General features: G+C 58.1%; 16 protein-coding genes. 6 read left to right on the top strand and 10 right to left on the bottom strand.

All coding sequences use genetic code 11. From position 1 onward, the window contains the following. Positions 1 to 334: 334 nt before the first annotated feature. Together CWC48_RS28455 and CWC48_RS28450 are read left to right on the top strand one after the other, a co-directional pair. Positions 335 to 784 (top strand): hypothetical protein, encoded by a 450-nt coding sequence (locus tag CWC48_RS28455; protein WP_177409513.1) that lies wholly within the window; start codon positions 335 to 337, stop codon positions 782 to 784. 133 nt (positions 785 to 917) lie between these two features. Beyond that, positions 918 to 1,934 (top strand): ABC transporter substrate-binding protein, encoded by a 1,017-nt coding sequence (locus CWC48_RS28450; protein ID WP_100490966.1) that lies wholly within the window; start codon positions 918 to 920, stop codon positions 1,932 to 1,934. Positions 1,935 to 2,063: 129 nt separating this feature from the next. On the opposite strand, the gene CWC48_RS28440 is transcribed toward CWC48_RS28450, so the two are convergent. Then, positions 2,064 to 4,190 (bottom strand): TonB-dependent siderophore receptor, encoded by a 2,127-nt coding sequence (locus tag CWC48_RS28440; RefSeq protein ID WP_100490965.1) that lies wholly within the window; start codon positions 4,188 to 4,190, stop codon positions 2,064 to 2,066. Positions 4,191 to 4,285: 95 nt separating this feature from the next. Further along, a complete protein-coding gene (locus CWC48_RS28435; protein WP_078048045.1) occupies positions 4,286 to 4,675 on the bottom strand; it encodes a DUF2946 domain-containing protein in 390 nt (129 codons plus the stop codon). A 93-nt stretch (positions 4,676 to 4,768) separates the two neighbouring features. On the opposite strand from CWC48_RS28435, the gene CWC48_RS28430 reads away from it, so the two are divergent. Next, on the top strand, positions 4,769 to 5,206 hold the full coding sequence (locus tag CWC48_RS28430) for a DUF3995 domain-containing protein (RefSeq protein WP_078048046.1): 438 nt from the start codon (positions 4,769 to 4,771) through the stop codon (positions 5,204 to 5,206). A 7-nt stretch (positions 5,207 to 5,213) separates the two neighbouring features. Here CWC48_RS28430 and CWC48_RS28425 read toward each other — a convergent pair whose 3' ends face one another. The 6 genes from CWC48_RS28425 to CWC48_RS28400 form a co-directional block, all read right to left on the bottom strand. After that, positions 5,214 to 5,597 (bottom strand): hypothetical protein, encoded by a 384-nt coding sequence (locus CWC48_RS28425; RefSeq protein WP_100490964.1) that lies wholly within the window; start codon positions 5,595 to 5,597, stop codon positions 5,214 to 5,216. Beyond that, positions 5,594 to 6,010: a hypothetical protein gene (locus CWC48_RS28420; RefSeq protein WP_100490963.1), complete on the bottom strand. Its 417-nt coding sequence runs from the start codon at positions 6,008 to 6,010 to the stop codon at positions 5,594 to 5,596. Before CWC48_RS28420 ends, CWC48_RS28425 begins: the two co-directional genes overlap by 4 nt. A gap of 156 nt (positions 6,011 to 6,166) precedes the next feature. Then, a complete protein-coding gene (locus tag CWC48_RS30995; RefSeq protein ID WP_371857056.1) occupies positions 6,167 to 6,709 on the bottom strand; it encodes a hypothetical protein in 543 nt (180 codons plus the stop codon). Between the two features lie 60 nt (positions 6,710 to 6,769). Next, positions 6,770 to 7,063 (bottom strand): hypothetical protein, encoded by a 294-nt coding sequence (locus tag CWC48_RS28410; protein WP_100490962.1) that lies wholly within the window; start codon positions 7,061 to 7,063, stop codon positions 6,770 to 6,772. A 365-nt stretch (positions 7,064 to 7,428) separates the two neighbouring features. After that, entirely contained in the window at positions 7,429 to 7,845 is a 417-nt protein-coding gene (locus CWC48_RS28405; protein WP_100490961.1) for a hypothetical protein, read from the bottom strand. A gap of 7 nt (positions 7,846 to 7,852) precedes the next feature. Continuing rightward, on the bottom strand, positions 7,853 to 12,598 hold the full coding sequence (locus CWC48_RS28400; protein ID WP_100490960.1) for an RHS repeat-associated core domain-containing protein: 4,746 nt from the start codon (positions 12,596 to 12,598) through the stop codon (positions 7,853 to 7,855). Positions 12,599 to 12,851: 253 nt separating this feature from the next. Here CWC48_RS28400 and CWC48_RS28395 point away from each other — a divergent pair, with 253 nt between their 5' ends. Next, positions 12,852 to 15,356, top strand: coding sequence for a TonB-dependent siderophore receptor (locus CWC48_RS28395; RefSeq protein ID WP_099493950.1), 2,505 nt, complete (start codon positions 12,852 to 12,854; stop codon positions 15,354 to 15,356). 59 nt (positions 15,357 to 15,415) lie between these two features. On the opposite strand, the gene CWC48_RS28390 is transcribed toward CWC48_RS28395, so the two are convergent. Next, positions 15,416 to 15,997 (bottom strand): TIGR00730 family Rossman fold protein, encoded by a 582-nt coding sequence (locus CWC48_RS28390; protein WP_100490959.1) that lies wholly within the window; start codon positions 15,995 to 15,997, stop codon positions 15,416 to 15,418. 80 nt (positions 15,998 to 16,077) lie between these two features. Beyond that, positions 16,078 to 17,463 carry a PLP-dependent aminotransferase family protein gene (locus tag CWC48_RS28385; protein WP_100490958.1) on the bottom strand — a complete coding sequence of 462 codons (1,386 nt, stop codon included), beginning with the start codon at positions 17,461 to 17,463 and terminating at the stop codon, positions 16,078 to 16,080. A 183-nt stretch (positions 17,464 to 17,646) separates the two neighbouring features. Here CWC48_RS28385 and CWC48_RS28380 point away from each other — a divergent pair, with 183 nt between their 5' ends. Both CWC48_RS28380 and CWC48_RS28375 read left to right on the top strand, forming a co-directional pair. Further along, on the top strand, positions 17,647 to 18,087 hold the full coding sequence (locus CWC48_RS28380; protein ID WP_100490957.1) for a carboxymuconolactone decarboxylase family protein: 441 nt from the start codon (positions 17,647 to 17,649) through the stop codon (positions 18,085 to 18,087). 91 nt (positions 18,088 to 18,178) lie between these two features. Next, the gene (locus tag CWC48_RS28375; protein WP_078050907.1) at positions 18,179 to 18,508 is read left to right on the top strand and encodes a hypothetical protein; all 330 of its coding nucleotides are present in this window, start codon (positions 18,179 to 18,181) and stop codon (positions 18,506 to 18,508) included. Positions 18,509 to 18,511: the final 3 nt, after the last annotated feature.

The raw sequence follows: 18,511 nt of genomic DNA, 5'->3' as shown, positions 1-18,511 counted from the left end.
TCGGCGGTCAACACCCAGTTCCGTGGCAGGTGTGTCTTTTTGTGTTGGCATGTCGGAACACTGCATTTTTAATTGGGTTTTTCTCTGAAGTTGGTCAGCCCGTATTCTCGGGCCGTTGAACCTGTGATCTCCTGTGATGCCTGATGACCTTTACAAAGGTCCATCGCGTACGTCTGTACTAGTCTTATGGCGCGACAGCGGGATTTTCTTCAGTTTTTTTCAAACAATGCGTTGTGTGATCGTGCCGTAACGGCCGTTTTTTTGTGCTGCCCGCTCTGGCGGACGGCGCTCTTTTCGATGTGGGGGCGTTTCCTTGGCAGTCAGTAATCTGGATATGCACGCGTTGTTCGTGCTGGGTGATTTGCGCGCAAAGTTGGTCAAACAGTTTCAATCCCGTTTTGTTTACATTACCGAACAGACGCCGGAAGGCATCTACATTGCCGAAATCGACACTGAAGCGGCGATGGTGGTGGACGACAAGCCTCGCCTTGAACTCAAAGTCGGCGACCACTTCCGCGCGGCGGTATTGCCCAGTCGTGAAGGCGGCAAGTTCGAGTTGAAGTTCCGCGACATCAAGTTGACCGTCTATGGCCTGGGCGACTACGCCTTTGTGTCCTCGACCGAAGGCCAGGGCATTGTGTTCAAGGAAGGCCACAGCGTGATGCTGGTGTTCGCCGCCAACGAGCAGTTGCAAGAAGGCCTGACCAAAACCCTGAAAGCCGTGACCGGCAAGGCCGCCAAATGGCGCAAGGGTGAACTGGTCACGTTCAAGGCCAGCGAGTAATCAGCAAAAACCGCGATCACCCGCTATCTCCCGGAACCTCTACTACAGTTGAGTTGACTTAACTATTCAGAGGCTTCGCGCATACGCAGCAAAGCCGTCCGCCATTGGCTGCGATATCGCGAGGTGCGAAGGCATGAAAGGATTGAGAACACTATTGGCTGCGTCCCTGACGACCCTGGGGCTTTCAGTGGCGACGCTGCCGGTTAACGCCGCCCAGGCACCGATACATTTTGCCGACCTGAACTGGGAAAGCGGCAGCCTGATCACCGAAGTGCTGCGGGTGATTGTCGAGAAGGGTTACGAGCTGCCCACCGACACGTTGCCGGGTACCACCATCACCCTGGAAACCGCCTTGGCGAAGAACGACATCCAGGTGATCGGCGAAGAGTGGGCCGGCCGCAGTCCGGTGTGGGTCAAGGCTGAGGCCGAAGGCAGGGTGGTGGGCCTGGGCGATACGGTCAAGGGTGCAACCGAAGGCTGGTGGGTGCCGGAATACGTGGTCAAGGGTGACCCGGCCAAAGGCATCAAGCCCCTCGCCCCCGAGCTCAAGAGCGTGAAGGACCTGGCGCGCTACAAAGACGTGTTCAAGGACCCGGAATCCCCAGGCAAGGGGCGCTTCCTCAACAGCCCGATCGGCTGGACCTCGGAAGTGGTCAACAAGCAGAAGCTCAAGGCCTATGGCTTGGATGACAGCTACGTGAACTTCCGCAGTGGCTCGGGCGCGGCACTGGATGCCGAGATTGCCTCATCGATCCGCCGGGGCAAGCCGGTGTTGTTCTACTACTGGTCGCCGACGCCGCTGATGGGGCGCTACAAGTTGATCCAGCTGGAAGAACCACCGTTCGATGCCGAGGCGTGGAAGACCCTCACGGATGCGGATAACCCTGATCCGAAGCCGACGCGATCGTTGGCGTCCAAGTTGAGCATCGGCGTTTCTACGCCGTTCCAGAAGGAACACCCGCAGATCGCCCAGTTCTTCGAGAAGGTCGAATTTCCGATTGACCCGCTGAATAAAGCCCTGGCGACCATGAGCGAAAATCACACCGCCCCTCGGGAAGTGGCCCAGGTGTTTCTCAAGGAACATCCCGAGGTGTGGAAGGCGTGGTTGACCGAGGATGTGGCACAGAAGGTTGAGGCCAGCCTGAAATAAGCTCGGACCTCACGGCCTGGTGAATGTGGGAGCTGGCTTGCCGGCGATGCAGGCGACTCGGTACCTCAGGTGTACCCAGGTGATGCCATCGCTGGCAAGCCAGCTCCTACAGTGGTTTGTGTTTGAATGTCAGAACCGGGTTTGTACCGCCACCTCAAAGGTTCGTGGCGAGCCCAGGTAATAGGCCGGCGATACATGCGCGAACTCGGCATACACTTCATTCGTCAGGTTGCGCACCCGGCCCGTCACCGAGGTGTGCGAGTCGACCTTATAGCGTAGGAACGTTCCGAACAGCGTATAGGCCGGCACTGTCTGGGTGTTGGCATTATCCGCGTACACCTCGGCGACATACCGCGCGTCCACCCCCCCTTGCCAGTCCTCGGCAAAGTCATACGTCAGCCACAGGTTGCCCACGCGCTTGGGCACGTTAGTGGGCGTGTTGCCCTTGCGCGAGACCACTGCGCCACTGGCGATTTTCTCGTTGAAGTCATCGTACTCGGCATCGACCCAGGCGAAGTTGCCCTCTGCCAGTAGCTTGGGCGTGATGCGCAGCGAGCTGGCCAACTCGATACCCTTGGATGATTGCGCGCCGACCGGAATGCTGTTGGTCGGATCCTGTGGGTCGGTGACGGCAAAGTCCTTGCGCTCGATCTTGTACGCGGCAACGGTGGCCGATCCACGACCGTCCAGGTAGTCGAACTTGCTGCCCACTTCCCACTGTTTGCCGGTCGAGACATCGAACACTTGCGTCGTGGTAGTCGGTTGCTCGGCCGCAGTGCTGTATTGCACATACACATTGGCCGATGGGATGAACTGATAGGTCAGGCCCACGCGGCCAGTCACCGGGTCCCAGTTGCGCTTGAAGTGGCGAGGGTTGGTAGCGGTTATCGCGCGATGGTTGGTGACGTCCAGGTCAATGGCGTCATAACGCAGGCCAGTCAGCAGTGAGAGTTTGTCAGTGAGGCCCAGACGATTCTCCACGAACAGCGCCTTGGTGGTGACTTCGTTGGTCTTGTCCTTGCCGAACTTCTCTCGGGTTCGCGGGATGTCGTAGAAGTGGCCGGGGTCGAAGTTGTTCGGGTCTACCGTGCTGTTGCCGGGCACATTCAGCGGGGTGTTGGTGGTGCTGTTGACCTTGTACTCGAAACCGCCAGACCAGGTGGTCGACAGGCCAAAAATACGGTCGTCGTGTCGCAACTCGAACTGGTTGCCGTTCTGCTCGCCCTGATGACGCACTTGGTAAGCCGTCGAGCGGTTCACCGCGCTGTTGTCGGCGTTGTACTGGTAGGTTTCCAGGTTGCGGTAATCGCGTTGGCTGTCCAGGTGATAGAGGGTGTTTTTCAGCGTGGTGCTGTCGTTGAGACGATAGTCGATGATCGAACGCGCCCAGATCGTGCGCTGCTCGTAGCGGCCGTCGGCGACGTTGTAGTTGTTGAAGCGGTTGTGCTTGTCGATCTTCAGTTCGCCCGCCTTGGGGTTGAGCACCGGCGTGCCCCAGTAGGGACTGTCTTCGTGCTCGTCCTGGTATTCCAGCGCCAGGGTGTGGGACAGGTTGGGGGTGAGGTCGCTGAGCAGGGAAAACGCCAGGCTCCAGGCCTCGCGCTGATCACGGTCGATATAACTGTGGTTGGTGTTGCGGCTGACATCCAGGCGGGCGTAATGCTGCACCTCGGCACCGGGTTCGGTCAGGGCATGATTGACCCCGAAAGCCATGCCGGCAGTGTCGTAGCTGCCATAGGTGAGTTGGCCTTCGGCCGCCTGTTCCTCACGGGTCGCCAGCTTGGTCACGTAGTTGAGCGAACCGCCCACGGAGCCTGCACCGTTGATCAGCGAGGAGGGGCCGCCCACCAGTTCCACCCGGTCATAGATCCACGCATCCACGGGACGGGCCAGGCCGGTCGCGACGTTGATGCCGTTGAACATCTGGGTGATCTGGCTGCTGGTAAAGCCACGGTAGGAGACAAACCCGCCAAACCCCGGTGGGGCGCTGGCGTTGACGCCGGGCAGGGTATTGGCCGCGTCGCGGAAGGTCTTGGCGCCATGGCGCTCGATATCATTGCGATTGGCGATGGCCACCGACGCCGGGGTTTCCCGCACGCTCAAGCCCAACCGCGACGCCATACCACTGGATTGGTCCAGGGCCAGGCCGGGTTCGGCGGCTTGTTCGCCATCAATGGTCGTTGGGGCCAACTCAAGGGCCCAGGCGCAGACAGGCAGGCAGCCGAACAGGCCTGCCAACAGAGGTAGATGTTTCATGGTTGAATCCTGAAAAACTTGGCTTGAAAACAACGCACAGCCGCCCGTACTTCCTTGCGGAAACGGTGCTCAGTGCAGATCAAAACGCGAAGGAATCAGGCGAACGCAGGTGGCGCGCGTGGATTAGCCGCGGGCCAGGTGAAGCGGGCAGGGATGTCAGCAGCCAGGACAATGGCTGGCGGTGGGGCGTGGGGTTGTGGCAATACGGCCACATTCAGGCTGGAACTCAGGGCCGGGCCCATGCCACCGGTGGAACACAGCGGGCAACCAAACGCCTTGGACAGCGTAGGCACATTCTCTTCAGTGGAGTTGGACGGCTTAGGCGCCTGGGTACGCGGGTCCACCGTACAAAACTGACCGCCGATGCCATTGAGCTGCATCCCGACCATCTGCCCATGACCGATACTGCAGGCGAACACATTGAACAGGACGCAGCTGTAGAGCATCCAGGCAATGAGCGAGCGGTCGGCACGGGCGATTTTCATGGGGCGGCACTTTACCATCAGCCGCCGACGAAATGCCTGCAAAAAATCTCAGGGCGACTATCCTGTTTCGCACCTTTTCAGGGAGAGCCAGCCATGAGCTTTGTTGTCGCACGATGGATTGTCGGGGTTTTTACCTGCATCAGCATGGTCCACCTGTACTGGGCCGCCGGCGGCAAACTCGGCAGCCTCGCCGCCATCCCCCAACTGCCCGGCGAATTCGCCAGCGGGCCAAAGCCCGCGTTCAAGCCCTCGGCGCTCGGGACCTTCCTGGTCGCGATGGGGCTGGTGGCCATTGCCTTGCTGGTGTGCCTGCGGGCGGGGCTGTATTTCTCGGCGGTGTCTCACGGGGCCTTACAGTGGGGGATCAGCGCGATTGCGGTGGTGATGTTTGCCAGGGCGATTGGGGATTCGGAGTTGGTGGGGTTTTTCAAGAAGGTCGGTGGTTCGCGGTTTGCGAGGTTGGATACGTATTTTTACTCGCCGCTGTGTTTGGTGTTGGGGGTGGGGTTGTTGGTGGTGGCGTGGGGGTGAACAGGCCTTAAGTGTTTGTGGGGTATAGGTGGAGTTTAGTTGTGGTTACTTGAACAAAATCTGATTGTTGAGGGTGCTGCTCTTCAATGTCAATTAGAATTATCGCCTGGCCTAGTTTTAAAACGGCGTGATCGTTGTCAAGATCATGGATTAGTCTGGCGATTATTTGAGTTGTATTTTTGGAGAAAGTGATCAGTGGTGTTCTGGGTGGAGAAGGGATAATGTTCTTATGCCAGCAAAGGACTTCATCTATATCCATCTCTACATCCGGAGTGTCGCCAATATTAGGTGCTGTGCCGTTCCAAAAGGCAATGCCATTTCCGTTCGTTGAATAAAATTTCACGATTACCTTGTTATGGTCTTCATGTGTTTGGTTTATTTTTATCTTCATAAAAGCCTCGCGATATCCAAGTCTCCTTCAAATGACATGCAAGCAATCCACGTCAATGATCTCGAGACGATGTAGGTGTATTGAGGAATTGTTGAGAAAATCCTAAGCGCTTTCTCTATGTGCTTTAGGCTTACGGAGTAAGCCTCGTCACAGGCTGAGTCGCCAATGAAAATCGGATTCTCGCTAGTGAGCTTCTGAACTTCCTCAGCTAGGTGTGATATCGCTAAGTCTGATGATGAACGTCCAAGGTTCATACTCGTTTCTAATTTTTCCCAAGCAACTTTACTCACCGAAAACGGCACGATGTCATTGATTGTGTTAACCAATGATGTGTGATCAGCCTCAGGCAGGATGGCGAATTTTATGTTGAGCGCGTTTAAGTCGGTCGTGACTTCTTTGTCGTAATAATTCATGTCATTGGAAAACTTTAGGTTTTAAGTATTGGTTTCTGAGTTGCCTTAAAAAAGTTAATGAGGTCTCTCTTTTTTTGCCAGGCAAAACATTCATGTAGGCACCACTTAAATGTGTCTGTATTTCTGTTGGTTTTCTCTATGCGCGGAGGTGGATGTTCAATCATTGCGTTCTCTACTCGGTGAGCCATTCTCACTCACATACATTTGTTTTATGATTTTTCGCTGGGCAATCAAGTTCATGCTGTATGAAGTACAGGTTGGACGTTGAACCGGGGATTTTTTGGCTTTTCCCAATTTCAGGTACTCGAGGAACTCATGCTCTAGGTACCCTTCGTCGGTGTATTGTTTGTATTTATGCGGTAGCTCACAAGCGTAATTATATAATCGCCAAATATCAAATCCGTCGACCCTGTCATCAGGCCCGTAATCAAAATCGATGTATAGGTTAGATAGGTAAACGCAACAGCCAATGCCGTGCAATTCGTAAGTCACGTCTTTGGTGACAGAGCCTCGTTGTGGAATTTTTCCGGAACGCCATAACCTCAGAATGTTTTTAGTTCCGAAGTATCGTTCGAGTAGTTCCGTTGCTTCATACACATGGTTCAGATATTCCGATATCAGGGTTTCTAATGTATGGGTTTGCACTGTGCTAGTGTTTCCAGGCTGAGGGATTGACTTAGTTGGATGGGGGGTGAGCATTTATTTTTTTGCCGAACCTTTTTCGTATTGCCTGGCATAAGTAAATCTTAATCTTTAGTGTTATGCGGGCTTCCAGAATTTTAAACCTTGTATGTGGCGCTCTAAGTCATCCATGTCGTCGTCTCCCAAAGTTGTATCAAATCCTGCGGTGATTAGTCCTCTCACCTTAGCGAGTCTTGATGTGATTCGAGCGTTGTCAATAAAATCAGTGGTGGCACGCTGATACTCCTCAGAAGACTTGTCAATATAGTAAGCGCCTATTTTTCGTAGTGAAACCAGTATGAGTTCGATCTCTGTCAACGCATTCAAGGCGTCCTCTCCGGAGATTGTTATTCTTTTGTTTGCATCCAGCATTTCACTTTCTCCTAAGAAAGTAGGATTTAGCATTGCAGGGGGAATATTCCTACCTCGGAGGAGTATTCGGGGGTGGAGAGTGTGGCGCGCGGGTTTATCTGCTCAGCCGGATGATATTGAGCCTTCGAAGCGGTGCTCATAGTGAGGGGGAAATTTTCAGTTTGTGTACTCCCTCATTTCTGCTGAGCACTTTTTTGTTTTGTGGTGAGCATGCTTGCCCTGCGTCGGGCTACGCAGCAGCCTCAAAACAGACATGCTGATTGACCTGAAGTACCCACTGACTGCACGGGGCTGCTTCGCGGCCCAACGCGAGCAAGCTCGCTCACCACAGGGGGACGGTGCTGCCTTTGAGAGTGGTGTTGGTGTCACCAAGTTGACTGGTCTTCGAGGCTGGCTTTTTGAAGGTCTTCTTTCCAGACCTCGTTGGCGAGTCGATAGATGTCGGCGAAGAAGCCTCGGGGGTCGGCTATTTCTGTTTCGTTCCAAGCCATGGTTATGTACTTGTCGTAATCGTTCTCAAATTCTTTCGAAAAGTTAAAGTCGGGGTTGTCTAGTGCGTCTTTGAGAGCAGAAATCAATATAAAACGATGCCTGTAGGAAAGGTGCATAAGGTCTTTCAGGATGAAAGAAATTATGATTTTTTCCCTGTCTTGATGATTGTTAGGGTCATGCTTCCATAGCTCTTTTCCAACCGTTTCCTCAAGGTCGTATATCGATAAGGCTCCTAATAAATGAGAGACATTAGGAGCGTATGGTGTGTCCATGAATGGGGATTTCAGCATGATCTGCTCACTTCGGGAAAGCGGTGAATGGTCGAGTCGGATTGTGTCGATCAAATCTGATTTCTGCTCTGTCCATGTTTTCAATGTATCTGGGGTTGTTCAAGTCCCCGTTATTAGGTTTATAGCCTCGCCCGGCCCCAGGCAGTTCGACCACTACCACTGGGTTGCCTGCATTATCCAAACCTGTGGGAGATGGCGAATCGCCCTGCATCCTGCCCAGGGCCTTGTTTATAGCGTGGAGTTGCATTTTCCAAGATTTAAATTGGGAGCTGGAGCTGATATACCCGCTCTCCCCAGTCGTTGGATTTGTTCCATCAATAGATCGTTGTTTTAACGCGCTATCTGGTATCTCTGGGCCATGCTTTTCAACCGTATGCATATCGTATTCCTGCTCCCAGCTCAGCACCCTTCGTTTTGCATTTGCCTCTGTCAGTGCATCTATTCTCGACTGTCCATTAGTTCGCGGTAGTTGAGGTAGAGCAGGTGCGCCTTCATCGACGTTAGGCCTCCGAAGGGTAGAAGGAACATTAGGTTTACACTCGTCGCCAGGGCAGCTACTCAAGCCCAGCGGATCTACCCATCCCGTAGGATTGGGCACGTACCGGTACGCATTTATCCCACCCGCCAATTTCACCGGGTCTGGCGTGAGGTATCGACCAACATCTGGATTGTAGTAGCGATGGCGGTTGTAGTGCAGTCCGCTTTCTTGGTCGAAGTATTGGCCTTGGAAGCGCAGCGGGTTGTCGACTTTTCCTATGTCGAGACGGGTGATTTCACCGTAGGCGCGGTAGTGCGCTGACCAGACGATTTCGCCATTCGGGGCGGTGAGTTCCTGTGGGGTGCCGAGGTGGTCGAGTTGGTAGTGGTAGGCCTTGGTTTCCTTTGGGCCGAAGCCTTCCAGCAGGGCCAGCGGGCGGAAGCTGTCCGGTTCGTAGAGGTAGCTGCGGTGGCGGTTCGCGTGGTGCTCGGCGATGAGTTTGTCGCCCTGCCAGAAGAACTCAGTCGTGATGCCGTCGACGGTTTTACTGATACGCCGCCCAAACGCGTCGTAGCGATAGCTAGCGGTCTGGCCATTGGGCGTTTTAATGCCGATCAGCCGATGCTGGCAGTCGTAACGGTATTCGGTGACGAGTTGATGGCTTTTGCCGCGTCGTTCGCGGATGAGGTTGCCGAAGGCGTCGTAGTCGTAGTGGTGGTCGCCCTGGATCATCAGGCGGTTGCCGGCGACGATGTCGGGGCCGGGGCGGTTTTGCATGAGCAGGTTGCCAGCGGGGTCGTGGCCGAAGCGTTCTTGCTCGTCTTGGGTGTGGTCGGCGCGGGTGAGGCGGCTTATTGGGTCGTAGTGGTAGCGGTGATCGCCTTTGCGGGTGTCGAGCAGGCGAGTGAGGTTGCCGGATTTGTCGTAGTCGTAGTGGCGGCGGTATAGCGGGCCTTCGGCGTCGTTGATGCTCTGGGTGAACAGGCGTCCCTGGTGGTCGTGTTGGTAGTGGCTGAGCAGTTGGCCTTGTTGGCGTTGCTGTTCCTGGCCAGCTTTGTAGAGATGAGATGTAAGGATTTCACCGTTCAGTTCGACGGTGGCGAGGTGACCGCCTTTGTCGTGATTGAACGTGAGGCGGTTGTTGTCCGGCAGGCGTAGGTTTCGAAGGTTGCCGCAGGCGTCGTAGCCGTAGCGCAGGGTGCCCCAGCCTTGGTGTTCGGCGGTGAGGCGGTTTTGAGCGTCGTATTCGTAGGCCAGGGCCCAATGGCCATCTTCGACGCTTAGGAGGTTGCCCTGGCGGTCGTAGGCGTAATCAACCTTGTTGCCGTCAGGTAGGGTTTTTCTTACGAGCCGACCGGCATGGTCGCGCTCGTAGCGGGTAACCAACTGACTGCCGTCATCACCGTGTTCGGTCTTTTCCTGCAGGTTGCCATTGAGGTCGTAGACGTAAGCGGTGCGCTGACCATCAAACCCGATTTCCTGCTGGATCAGGCCGTTAGGGTGGTAAGCGAGTTTGTAGGTCTCGCCGACTTCATTCTTGATCTCGGTCAGCAGCAAACGCGCATTGTCGTAGCGGTAGTTGACCTGGCTACCATCGGCATTGATACGTCGGCTGATCAGGTGCAGGCCGTCGGCATATTCGTAACGAGTAACGTGCCCCAGTTCATCGCGCTCGGCGGTGATTTTTCCGTAGGGGTTGTAGCTGTATTCCCTGAACTCGCCGCCTGGCTGCACAACGCGAATCAACCGACCCACGCTGTCCCACTGATACTGGGTCAGCGCGCCATGTTCATCCTCTCGCGCAATCTGTCGCCCAAGATCGTCATAGTGATAACGCTTGATCCCACCATTGGGCAACTGCTCCTCAAGCAACTGCCCACGCTCATTCCACACCAGTCGCTGACAGCTATGATCCGGGTACCAAACCCCAACCAGCTGCCCGTATTTGTTGTAGCTGTAGTCAGTCACATGACCGTCAGGATCGGTCTTGCGCGTTACATCGCCTTGATCATTGCGCTCATACTTCCAAACCGCCTGACCCCGCCTTACAACCCGTAAGAACCCGTTGTCATGTTCGTAGGTCGTCGGCTCATCATCCCCCGGAAACAACGCCACCAAGCGCCCAGCTTCGTCGTACTGATACGCCGTGATCGCGCCCAGCGGATCCTGCTCAACCGTCAGCCGCCCGTTGTCATCGTAGGACTTGAAGTGCTCGGCCCCGTCCGGATCCACCCGCTGCACCAGCCGTGCGCGCTGGTCATGCACGTAGACTTCCTGGCTGCCATCGGCGTTAAACACCGTGACCTGCCCGTTGTCGTCCCAGGCATAGCGCGTGTCCATCTGCAAAAAGCTCGCCCAATGCCGGACACATCGGGCCGCCTTGCCAGCCCGTTCCCACTCCCAGTAGAAACTCGCCCCACCGGCCAAGCCGCGTTCAAGAATGACGTGCTGATCGTCGTACCGATAAACCTCGCTTTCGCCGACAGCGTTAGTCGCTGAAATCAGTCGGCCAAGGTCGTCATAGGCGTAGGAAACAACCGTCTGTTCCGTCACCCAAACATACGGACCCACGTCCACGATGCGTTGAATTTGGTAGTCCACCGCCGCAATGCGGCCCGACGCGTAGCGCAACAACAGCGAGCGCCCCACACCGTTATCCAGCCGCTCAATACGCCCCAGAAAATCCCGGGCAATACGCAGCCGGTTGTCATACGCGTCGCTGATCGCCGTCAGCACACCGTCGCGAAAGTGGTAGAAACGTGACGCCTGAGCCAGCACCAGTTCATCGGGCAACGACCCCAAATAGATCGCCGCTTCAGCCAGGCTATTGGTGATTGCGGGGCGGGAAACCGTGGGCAAGGGCAGGGTGGTCGAGCGATTTTCATGATCGGTCCACACCACCGAATCACCGGAAACACTCAGCCGATGGGCCAGCGAGTGGCTCCAGCCAAACCCCAGCCCGCAATCCATTTCCACCGCGCTGGTGCGGTACAACCGGGTCCACTCAAACGGCAAAATGCCGTCCAACGCCCCATCGGTGAGGGTCAGCAGTTCTTCGCCCGTGACCATCGACACCGGGCAGCCGTTAGTGGCGGTCTTGTCCGAAGGCGCGGCCGCATTCCCAGCCGGATTCTTCGCAACAGCCGGCACGTCATCCACAGGCTCTTTCTGCTTCAGCACCGCGTTCTGCCGCGCCTTCCAGCGCATCTGCATCGTGCCTTGCTTGAGCCCGCCGACCACCCCGCGGACCGCGACCGCCTTATAGCGATCCACGGCCTGCATGAACTTCGTCAGGATTGCCAAAAGCCCCTTAACAAAGCCCACCGCCGCATCAAGAATCTGCGCCCCATACTTGACCAGCCGCAGACTCAAATACGCCACACCCGCCGCCGGCAAGGCGATGGTCAACACCACGCCAATCACCAGGTCGATCAGCAGCGACACCACAAACCCAGCCGCCACTTTCGCTATTTCGCTGGGTGGCAATGCATCCAACCAGATCATCGCCGTGCGCAACATCAGGTACAGCGCGGCCTCGTCACTGGCCAGCAACATGGCCTGCTCCATGACCTTGGGTGCATCGGTCGCGAGCTGCGCCAACTTGGCTGCTTCGGTGCCCAACTGTTCGACGAACTTCAGCGGGTCTTCAAGAATCGCCTGCACCAGCTTGATGCTGTCCCACACGTCGCGAATCGCCGCCCAACTGCCCGCCAACAGGCCGCTGCCAATCGCACTGGCGGTCGAGCGTTCCCATTGGGGTTTAAAGCCAGACCATTGCTCCCGAAGCCACCGCTCCAGGTCGCCGGTCAGCCCGGCGTAAGAGGTAAACAGGGCCTCGACCTGTTCCTCGGACACGCCACCCTGCACCCGCACCTGGTAGCGCCCACCCGCCGCGCAGTGGTGCGAACCCTTACCCTGTTCATCCAGCATGATCACGGTGGAACTGCCGTCATCCAGGCCGATGACCTCCACCGGGATATTGCCGATCGGCACGTCATACACCGACTCGAACAGGCTCTCGATCTTCAGTTCGCCGCCCATTGGGCACTGGCTCACGGTCGAGAAATCAGCATCTGCCATGCTCACCGAGCGCTGTGAATCCCCCACTCGCAACACCCGGTCCATCCCCAGCAGCGACGGCATGTCCAGCCCATGGCTGACTGAATCCAGCGCGCGCGAATACCAAGTGCCCATTTGCTGGCGATAAATCACCAGGCTCTGGTGAAAGCCATTCAGTTCATGTTCGATCAGGGCAATGTGGGCAGCGTGGGTCATCCGTGACGTCCGGGCAGAGGGCAAGGCGTCGGAGCATGCCGCAGCAAAAAGCGTCTGGATGAGCGGTTGAGAAAATCAGAAAACGCCGACTACCCAGGGGGAAAAACCGCGAGAAACCCACCCAAAGGGCTACACGAATAAGCGACAAACCTGATTGCGTCATCGCTTCTCAAATAAAAATCGCTCGCATCCTTGCCCGATTTCCCGACGTGGCCGTCATGGTTAATAGAACCTCCCTTACGCAGGATTTCCCATGTCGCGCCTTGCTCGTCCCTTGCATCCACTGGCTTTGTCAGTGGCGATGGCTTTTGCCGCTGTGCCGTTGCTGACCGTCCAGAGCTCCTTTGCCGAAGAAAGCACCAGCAGCGCCGAGCGCAGTTTTTCAGTTCCCGCCGGAGATTTGAGCCAAGCGCTCAATAGCCTGGCCGAGCAGGCAGGCTTGGTGCTGGCCTTCGATGCAAGTCTGACCCGTGGCAAGCGCAGCAAGGGTTTAAAAGGACAATACGCCACCGACGTGGCACTGAATCAACTGCTCGCCGGCAGTGGCCTGCAAGCCTTGAAGATTTCCGCCGACCGCTATCGCCTGGAAGCCATCCCGGACAACGGCGGTGCCATGGAGCTGCAGGCCACCACCATCAGCGGCGCGTACCAGAGCGAAAGCCCGACCGGGCCGGTGGCCGGCTATGTGGCCACGCGCAGTTTGTCGGGCACCAAGACCGATACCGCGCTTATCGAAACCCCGCAGTCGATTTCCATCGTCACCAAAGACCAGATGCGCGCGCAGAACGCCGAGAGCCTTAATCAGATCCTGCGCTACAGCGCCGCCGTCATCCCGGAAACCCGTGGCGCCACCGCGTCGCGTCTCGACCAGTTGACCATCCGTGGTTTCTCCCCGGCCACCTACCTTGACGGCCTGCGCATGCCATCGAGCCGTGACGCCTTGCCGCAGAAAGACGCCTTCGACCTAGAGCGCGTGGAAGTGCTGCGCGGCCCGGCATCGGTGCTGTACGGGCAGGGCACGCCGAGCGGGGTGATCAACATGGTCAGCAAACGCCCGCTGGACACACCGTTTCATGAAGTGGGTGTGGAATACGGCACCTTCAACAAGAAGCGCACCACCTTTGACTTGAGCGGCCCGCTGGATGATCAGGGGGTGTATTCCTACCGTGTGGCCGGGCTTTTCGACGATGCCGATGGCCAGGTGGAGCACACCGAGACGCGCCGTCAGTCGCTGTCCAGCGCGTTCACCTGGCGCCCGGACGACGCCACCTCGTTGACCCTGCTCGGGCATTTCCAGAAGGACCCCAAAGGCGCGTCCTACGGCTCGGTGCCGGCCTGGGGCTCGGTGCTGCACAGCCCGACCGGTCGCAGCATCGATGTGGATTTCTACGACGGCGAAAAGAACTTCGAGAAGAGCGACCGCGAGTACTACTCCATCGGCTGGGCGTTCGAGCATCATTTCGATGACGTGTGGACCGTACGCCAGAACGCGCGTTACCTGCGCAGCGAAGGCCAGTACCGCAGCCTCTACAGCAACTATCTGCTGACGGATTACCGCACTATCCGCCGTTCGACCATCGCCAGCGATGTCGACCTGGATGCCTACACCCTCGACAACCAGCTGCAGGCCAAATTCGACACCGGCCCCTTGCAGCACACCTTGTTGATGGGCCTCGACTATCAGAACACCAGTACCGACACCAAGTCGGGTTCCGGCGTGTACACCGCCGGCCCGTCCCTGGATATTTTCAACCCGGTCTACGGCGCGGCGGTGCCGGTGCCGGCCTACACCACCGACGGCACCTCGCGCAGCGAACAGACCGGTGTGTACTTGCAGGAACAGATGAAGTGGGACAAGTGGGTGCTGCTGCTGGGCGGTCGTTATGACTGGGCCAGCACCGACAGCAGCACCAAGACCCTTCGTACCGGTGCCAAGTCCGAGTCGTCTTTGGACAGCAAGGCGTTCACTGGCCGTATCGGCCTGGTCTATCTCTTCGATAATGGCCTGGCGCCGTATGCCAGTTACGCGGAGTCGTTCAATCCGCAGTCGGGTACCGGTTACGGTGGTTCGGTGTTCAAGCCGACCGAAGGCAAGCAGTATGAAATCGGTATCAAATACCAACCGCCGGGCAGCAACAGCTTTATCACGGCGGCGATCTTCGACCTGCGCCAGACCAACGTGCTGACCACCGACCCGGACCCCACCCATTTGTGTGGCACCGGGCGCTGCCAGAGCCAGGACGGCGAAGTGCAGTCCCGTGGTTTTGAGCTAGAGGGCAAGGCCAGCCTCAACGATAACCTGGACATCACTGCGGCCTATGCCTACCTGGACAACCGCATCAGCAAGTCGAACAACACCGTGCGTTATGCGCCCATCAGCGATATCGGCGTAGGCCCGGCCATTGCCGCCGAAGGTACCACCACCTACGGTGTGCCGCGCCATACGGCCTCGGCGTGGGCCGACTACACCTTCCACGACGGCACCCTCAAGGGCTTCGGCGCCGGCGCGGGTGCGCGTTACGTCGGGTCTTCTTGGGGGGATACCGCCAACACCCTCAAGGTGCCGGGCTACACCTTGTTCGATGCCGCCGTGCACTATGACATCCCGAACATTACTAGCCTGAAGGACAACCTGCGCCTGGCGCTCAACGCCACCAACCTGGCGAACAAAGAGTATGTCGCGTCCTGCTACTCCTATTCGTGGTGCTGGTATGGTTCGCAGCGCACCGTGCAGGCGAGCGCCACCTACCAGTGGTGAGATAAGAAAAAGGCCTTGGCGCAAGGATTCGGGAGCAGCATCGCCAAGGCCGAAACGGGTTAATGCCTGGCGGGCTCGATCCACTTGTTGACCACCGGCGCCTGCCACTGCCCAAGGGCATCGAGCAGGGCGCCGGGGTTGTCTTCGACGATCAGCATTTGGCGGTGTTCGGCCTTCATGAAACCTTCCCTGACGGCATGTGCGAACACGCTGCGCAGCGGTGCAAAGAAATTGGCCGTGTTCAAGCAGGCCACGCCTTTTTGATGCTCGCCCAGTTGGGTCAACGTCATCGCTTCCAACACTTCTTCGAAGGTGCCGAGGCCACCGGGCAGGGCGATGAAACCATCGGCCAGTTCGCTCATGCGCGCTTTGCGGCTGCGCATGTCCGGCAGGGTTTCATAGGCGCTGAGCCCCGGTTGCAGGTGCCCAAGGTCATGCAGCAAGCGGGTGATGATGCCGATCACTTCGCCACCTTCGGCCAGCGCACTGTCGGCAATCACACCCATCAAGCCCTTGGCGCTGCCGCCGTAGACCAGTCGAATGCCACGCCGGGCGATTTCTCGACCCAGGGCCTTGGCGTCCTCGGCGTACTGGGGGCTTGCGCCGACATTGGAACCGCAAAAAACCGTGATACTGCGCATCGGAACTCCTGGTTGGGGGAGGGCGTGGCAGTTTCATGCTTGGTTGCTGTCACGGACAGCGCCAAGAAAGGCCCGGGCAACTAGGCCATCAGGCATGCCAGGATGCGCCGCCCCAAGGCTTCAGCGCGGGCCTGGGAGTCGATATTGGCAAAGCCCAGCAGCAAGCCGGGACCGGTCTGCTGCACCACACCCCACTCGCTCAATGCCTCCGCGTAGATACCCTCGTCCGCCAGTTTCTGCACCAGCAGGCGGTCTGATTGCGGCGCCTTGAGTCGTAGGATTAGGTGCATGCCGCCAGGCTGCGCATCGATGGAAACATGTTCGCCCATTGCCTTGCGCAAGCCGTTGGCAGTTGCCTCGCGCCGTTCGCTATACAGCTTGCGCATGCGTTGGATATGCCGGGCGAAATGCCCTTCGGCGATAAAGCTGGCGACGATTGCCTGCGTCAGTTCCGGGCAATGGCCGAGGAAGCTTTGGCTGACCTGTTCGAAACGCGCCACTTGGGCCGCAGGCACCACCAGATAGGCCAGACGGATGCCGGGGAACAGCACTTTGCTGAAGGTGCCGGCGTAGAGCACCCGGCCATCGCGGTCCAGGCTCTTGAGGGCAGGCAACGGGCGGCTGACATAGCGGTATTCGCCGTCATAGTCGTCCTCGATGATCCAGGCGTGTTCGCGTCGGGCCCAGTCCAGCAGGGCCAGGCGGCGCGGCAGCGACAGGGAAGCGCACAGCGGGCTTTGATGGGCCGGCGTGACAATCACTGCGCGTGCGGTGCTGGTGGGGGACACGCACAGGCCATCCTGGTCCACCGGAACGGGGGTCGTGTTGATTTGCAAGAACGACAGCAGCGGACGCGTCGGCGGGTAGCCGGGGTCTTCGACCAGCACCTCGTCGCCGGGTTTGAGCAAGGCATGGGTGATCAGGCTCAGGGTGTTGCGGTAGCCCGAGGTGACAAAGATCTGCTCCGGAGCGCAGTGAATGCCCCGGGCCACTTGCAGGTAGCTGGCGATCGCGGTGCGCAGCGCGGGCAGGCCGCCGATTGGCGGGTTGGCCATGTCCGCCAGTTGCGTGGCACGCACGCAGCGCGCGGCGATTTTCGACCAGATCTTGCGGGGGAAGGCGTCCAGGGCCGGCAGGCCCATCTGGAAGGGCAGGACCTGCGCCTGTTGCCGTACGGCCTTGTAGGGCGTGATGACCACCGGCGTGGGCTGGGCGCTGGCAATGCCGTGGGCAACCACCGTGCCTGCCTGGCCACGGGGTTCGAAGTAACCCTCGGCGGTCAGCAAGGCGTAGGCGTTGTCGATGGTGCCCCGCGCCACGCCCAGTTCCTTGGCCAGCGCCCGTGCGGCCGGGACGCGCTCGCCCGGCTTGAGCAACCCCTCGGCAATCGCGCGGCGAAACCGCCAATACAACTGGCGGTAGATCGGCTCGGTCGAGCCAGGGTCTGGGGGTGGCAGGGTATGCATGGGAACGATCTCCAGGTCGCGGCTGCCCTCACTGTAGTCGCTTCATGACCTATGCCCAAGTGCCATAACCGGATGTGTTGACTGGGCCATCATGGTCCAGTCGCCATGGCTGTTCATGGCCCTTCAGGGGTGGGCCATGGCGCGGCAACATGGTGCCTTCACTCAACCTAAACAGGATTCATCATGACCACTCGCCTCGACTACACCCAAGCATCCCCGGAAGGTTACAAGGCTTTCGGCGGCGTTTATGTCTACCTGCAAAACAGCGGCTTGCCCAAAGCGCTGATCGACCTGGTCTACCTGCGCGTGTCGCAGATAAACGGCTGCGCATTCTGCATCGACATGCACTCGCGTGACCTGCTCAAGCAAGGCCTGGCCGTGGACAAGCTGGTATTGGTGCCGGTGTGGCACGATGCCCGCAATGTATTCACGCCCCGTGAGCGCATCGCCCTGGCCTTTGCCGAAGCCGTGACCCGCAGCGATGTGTCGGACGCGGATTACGCAGCGGCCGCCGCCGAGTTCAGCGCCAAGGAACTGGCCGACCTCACGTATGGCATCGCGTTGATGAATGCCTTCAACCGCCTGGGCGTCACCTTTCGCACCACGCCTGCTGCGGCCCACTGAAACTTGCGCAATAAGGCAATTTAATGGCCCCTTTGTAACAAAATCCTCGCCAGAATCGCTTTTATTTTCAGGTGGTTAGGTGAGGATGCAAATGCGCTCTGTTGGAATCATGCTGATCGCCTGTTCCCTGGCCGGCGGCGCGGCTGCCGTGCAGGCACGGGAGCTGCGCGAGGGTGACAAGTACATGTGCAGTTGGGGCGCCGGGACTGCCGCCAGGGCCCAGGAACTCAAGTTATCTGGAGTGTCGTTGTACGCGGCGCGGCAGAAGATCCAGACCATGAAATTCAACAAATCGTGGATGCGCATGATGGCCATGGGCATCACCGAACAAACCTACGACAGCCGCTCACGGCTCAAGCCCGAGGCGATTCGCCAGGGGTTCTATCAGGATTGCGTGCGCTACAAGGTCGCACGCAAATAACCC

Origin of the sequence: Pseudomonas sp. S10E 269 (genome assembly GCF_002798465.1) — a bacterium.
Classification (GTDB): domain Bacteria; phylum Pseudomonadota; class Gammaproteobacteria; order Pseudomonadales; family Pseudomonadaceae; genus Aquipseudomonas; species Aquipseudomonas pergaminensis.
This window is presented reverse-complemented; position numbering and strand designations above follow the sequence as displayed.

Coding starts and splice junctions, on each gene's coding strand:
- CWC48_RS28455 (WP_177409513.1), top strand. CDS start 335: ATGCACGCGTTGTTCGTGCTGGGTGATTTGCGCGCAAAGTTGGTCAAA.
- CWC48_RS28450 (WP_100490966.1), top strand. CDS start 918: ATGAAAGGATTGAGAACACTATTGGCTGCGTCCCTGACGACCCTGGGG.
- CWC48_RS28440 (WP_100490965.1), bottom strand. CDS start 4,190: ATGAAACATCTACCTCTGTTGGCAGGCCTGTTCGGCTGCCTGCCTGTC.
- CWC48_RS28435 (WP_078048045.1), bottom strand. CDS start 4,675: ATGAAAATCGCCCGTGCCGACCGCTCGCTCATTGCCTGGATGCTCTAC.
- CWC48_RS28430 (WP_078048046.1), top strand. CDS start 4,769: ATGAGCTTTGTTGTCGCACGATGGATTGTCGGGGTTTTTACCTGCATC.
- CWC48_RS28425 (WP_100490964.1), bottom strand. CDS start 5,597: ATGAAGATAAAAATAAACCAAACACATGAAGACCATAACAAGGTAATC.
- CWC48_RS28420 (WP_100490963.1), bottom strand. CDS start 6,010: ATGAATTATTACGACAAAGAAGTCACGACCGACTTAAACGCGCTCAAC.
- CWC48_RS30995 (WP_371857056.1), bottom strand. CDS start 6,709: ATGCTCACCCCCCATCCAACTAAGTCAATCCCTCAGCCTGGAAACACT.
- CWC48_RS28410 (WP_100490962.1), bottom strand. CDS start 7,063: ATGCTGGATGCAAACAAAAGAATAACAATCTCCGGAGAGGACGCCTTG.
- CWC48_RS28405 (WP_100490961.1), bottom strand. CDS start 7,845: ATGCTGAAATCCCCATTCATGGACACACCATACGCTCCTAATGTCTCT.
- CWC48_RS28400 (WP_100490960.1), bottom strand. CDS start 12,598: ATGACCCACGCTGCCCACATTGCCCTGATCGAACATGAACTGAATGGC.
- CWC48_RS28395 (WP_099493950.1), top strand. CDS start 12,852: ATGTCGCGCCTTGCTCGTCCCTTGCATCCACTGGCTTTGTCAGTGGCG.
- CWC48_RS28390 (WP_100490959.1), bottom strand. CDS start 15,997: ATGCGCAGTATCACGGTTTTTTGCGGTTCCAATGTCGGCGCAAGCCCC.
- CWC48_RS28385 (WP_100490958.1), bottom strand. CDS start 17,463: ATGCATACCCTGCCACCCCCAGACCCTGGCTCGACCGAGCCGATCTAC.
- CWC48_RS28380 (WP_100490957.1), top strand. CDS start 17,647: ATGACCACTCGCCTCGACTACACCCAAGCATCCCCGGAAGGTTACAAG.
- CWC48_RS28375 (WP_078050907.1), top strand. CDS start 18,179: ATGCGCTCTGTTGGAATCATGCTGATCGCCTGTTCCCTGGCCGGCGGC.